General features: G+C 74.5%; 3 protein-coding genes. 2 read left to right on the forward strand and 1 reads right to left on the reverse strand.

Translation table 11 applies throughout. The features are described from left to right. The coding region (locus CCN35_RS24790; RefSeq protein WP_086794403.1) for an HAD family hydrolase at positions 1–787 on the reverse strand (787 nt) is incomplete at its 3' end. A 641-nt stretch (positions 788–1,428) separates the two neighbouring features. Here CCN35_RS24790 and ssd point away from each other — a divergent pair. Next, complete coding sequence (ssd, locus tag CCN35_RS24795) at positions 1,429–2,532, forward strand: septum site-determining protein Ssd (RefSeq protein WP_086794402.1); 1,104 nt, start codon at positions 1,429–1,431, stop codon at positions 2,530–2,532. Positions 2,533–2,696: 164 nt separating this feature from the next. After that, the coding region (locus CCN35_RS24800) for a TadA family conjugal transfer-associated ATPase (RefSeq protein WP_086794405.1) at positions 2,697–3,627 on the forward strand (931 nt) is incomplete at its 3' end.

Here is a 3,627-nt window from a genome sequence, read left to right on the forward strand (position 1 = left end):
CCGCGGTGGCCGCCGCCGCGCCTATGGCCGCCGCGACCAGGGCCGGACGCGACGGCACGGAGAAGGAGGGCAGCCGCTGCTTGAGCCGCACCGGCCGGTGGAAGTCGAGAACCGGCCACCCGCGTGCGACGGCCTCCCGGCGCAGCGCCCGGTCCGGGTTGACGGCGTGGGGATGGCCGACCGCCTCCAGCATCGGCAGGTCGGTCACCGAGTCGCTGTAGGCGTAGCAGCGGCTCAGGTCGTACCCCTCGGACGCGGCCAGTTCGCGGATCGCCTCCGCCTTCGTGGGGCCGTAGGCGTAGTACTCCACCTCGCCGGTGTAGCAGCCGTCCTCGCCCACCACCATCCGGGTGGCCACCACGCGGTCGGCTCCCAGCAGCTCGCCGATCGGCTCGACCACCTCGGCGCCCGACGTGGACACGATGACCACGTCCCGTCCGGCGGCGTGGTGCTCCTCGATGAGGGACGCGGCCTCGTCGTAGATGATCGGGTCGATCAGGTCGTGGAGCGTCTCGGCGACGATCTCCTTGACCTGCTGCACGTTCCACCCGCGGCACAGCGCGGACAGATACTCGCGCATGCGCTCCATCTGTTCGTGATCGGCGCCGCCGGCGAGGAAGACGAACTGGGCGTACGCGGTGCGCAGCACGGCTCTGCGATTGATCAGGCCGCCCTGGTAGAAGGACTTGCTGAAGGTGAGCGTGCTCGACTTCGCAATGACCGTCTTGTCCAGATCGAAGAAGGCCGCTGTGCGGGGCAAGGAGTGGTTTTCCACGCCCCCGAGCATAGGGGCAGCCCATTCGGCGTAAGGTGGGCGCGTGGGTTTGCCTGAGAAGGCTCTCGGGTACACCATGGAAGTCACGGATCGTTCGCGACCGTGCTAACCCGGTCCGACTCCTCCCCCCCCGAGTCGGCCGTGGAGACGACCCCCGCTCTCCCCCCCGGCGGGGGTCGTCGCATGTCCGGGCGGGTTTTTCCTTTCTGTCGGCGCCTGTCCCGCCGTCCGTCCGCGCGGCGCGGGGTGCGCCGCCGCCCTTCATGATCCGTCACGGTGCGTAGTCGCGGCGCTGCTCTGTGGAATTCGCACGGGAACTCGCGTGCGCCTCACCGGTATGGGTGATGGCGATATTCACAGCCATCGAGTTGTCCACAGTTTTCGACCAAGATCCGCACGATTTTCCGGAACGCTGCACCGTGATTCCGGCGCGCACCTCTCGCGGCGGGTTCGGCGAGTTCATGCCGGTTCCAGTGGCGGTTCCGGTAGCCGGTTCCGGTGGCCGGTTCCGACGGCCGGCTGCGAGGGCCGGGTGTGCCGGGCCGGGTTCGTACCGGCCGTCCCCGTGAAGGCCCGTCGCCGGTTCTTCACGCATCCGGGATCCGCGGGGCCGTGCGGGCCGCGCGCAGAAAGCAGCGAAGGGGGACCGACCCGTGTCCGGAACCGTCACACACGATCCACCGCCCGGCACCCCGGGGCGGCAGGGCAGACCGCTGATCGTCACCGAGGACGCCGAACTCCTCGACGACCTGCTGCGCCTGTGCGCGGCGGCCGGGGCCACCCCCGAGGTCCATCACGGGGTGCCCGAGCAGCGGGGCGGCTGGGAGGGCGCACCGCTGGTGCTGGTCGGCGACGACGCCGCCCGGCGGGTGCGCGGAGCCCCGCGCCGGCGCGGCGTGGTGCTGGTCGGCCGCGACCAGGACGACCCCGGGATCTGGCGGCGCGCGGTCGAGATCGGCGCCGACCATGTGCTGGTGCTGCCCGACGGGGAGCAGTGGCTGGTCGACCGCATCGCCGACGTGGCCGAGGGCGTCGGCCGGCCCGCGCTCACCGTGGGCGTCATCGGCGGGCGCGGCGGGGCGGGGGCGTCCACGCTGGCCTGCGCGCTCGCCGTCACCGCCGCACGGGAGGGGCTGCGCACCCTGCTCGTGGACGCCGATCCTCTGGGCGGCGGGCTCGACGTCCTGCTCGGCGGGGAGACGACCGAGGGGCTGCGCTGGCCGGCGTTCGCCTCCTCGCGCGGAAGGGTCGGCGGCGGTGCCCTGGAGGAGTCGCTGCCCGAACTGCACGCGCTGCGCGTGCTCAGCTGGGACCGCGGCGACTGCGTCACCGTGCCGCCGCAGGCCGTGCGGGCGGTGCTGGCCGCCGCCCGGCGGCGCGGCGGCGCCGTGGTGGTCGACCTGCCCCGCCGTGTGGACGAGGGCGTCGCCGAGGTCCTCGCCCAGCTCGACCTCGGCCTGCTCGTGGTCCCCGCCGAACTGCGCGCCATGGCGGCCTCCGCGCGTGTGGCCTCGGCGGTCGGCATGGTCCTGCGCGATCTGCGGGTGGCGGTGCGGGGGCCGTACGCGCCCGGCCTCGACGACCGCGAGGTGGCCCGGCTGCTCGGTCTGCCGCTGGCCGGCGAGGTGCCCGTGGAGCCGGCGCTGCGGCGGCCCGACGCGGGCGGGACCCCGCCCGGCGCGGTGGCGCGCGGACCGCTCGCCCGGTTCTGCTCCGCCTTCTGGGAGCGGGCCCTGACGGAGGCGGCCGCCGCATGAGGACGACGACACCTTTCGAACAGCGAGAGCGACGAGAGCGGTGGGAACGGCGGGAACGACGAGAGCGGCGAGAGCGGCGCGAGTGGAAAGAGCGGCGACGGGCGGGTGAACGGGCCTTCCCGGCGGGCGTGTTCGCGCAGACGGGGCCCGCCGACGGTCCCCAGATGCCCGCTCGGTTGCTGGACGGCGTACGGCAGTGGCTCGCCGAGAGCGGAGCCGAGCCGACGCCCGCCCGGGTGGCGCAGGCGCTGCGCGAGCAGGGCCGGGTGCTCGGTGACGCGGAGGTGCTCGGGGCGGCGGAGCAGTTGCGCTCCGAGCTGGTCGGCAGCGGTCCGCTGGAACCGCTGCTCGCCGATCCGTCGGTGACCGACGTCCTGGTGTCGGCCCCGGACCGGGTGTGGGTGGACCGGGGACGCGGGCTGGAGCGGACCGCCGTCGCCTTCCCCGACGCGGCGGCCGTACGGCGTCTCGCGCAGCGCCTGGCCGCCGTGGCCGGGCGCCGGCTGGACGACGCCCGGCCCTGGGTGGACGCCCGGCTGCCCGACGGAACCCGGCTGCACGCGGTGCTGCCCCCGGTCGCGGTCGGCTGCACCTGCCTGTCCCTGCGGGTCGTACGGCCGCGCGCGTTCACGCTGGACGAACTGGTCGCGGCGGGCACGGTGCCGCCCGGCGGCGACCGTGTGCTGCGGGAGCTGATCCGGGCGCGCTTGTCCTTCCTCATCAGCGGCGGGACCGGCACCGGCAAGACCACGCTGCTCAGCGCACTGCTCGGACTGGCCGGTCCGGACGAGCGGCTGGTGCTCGCCGAGGACTCCGCGGAACTGCGGCCCGACCATCCGCATGTCGTCCGCCTGGAGACCCGGCCCGCCAACCAGGAGGGCGCGGGTCTGGTGACCCTCGAGGACCTGGTGCGGCAGGCGCTGCGGATGCGGCCGGACCGGCTGGTGGTGGGCGAGGTGCGCGGCGGCGAGGTCGTCCATCTGCTGGCCGCGCTGAACACGGGGCACGGCGGATGCGGCACGGTGCACGCCAACGCGGCGGCGGACGTCCCCGCCCGGCTGGAGGCGCTGGGCACCGCCGCCGCGTTGGCGTGCA

The sequence above is a fragment of the Streptomyces thermovulgaris genome (assembly GCF_002155915.1).
Lineage (GTDB): Bacteria > Actinomycetota > Actinomycetes > Streptomycetales > Streptomycetaceae > Streptomyces > Streptomyces thermovulgaris.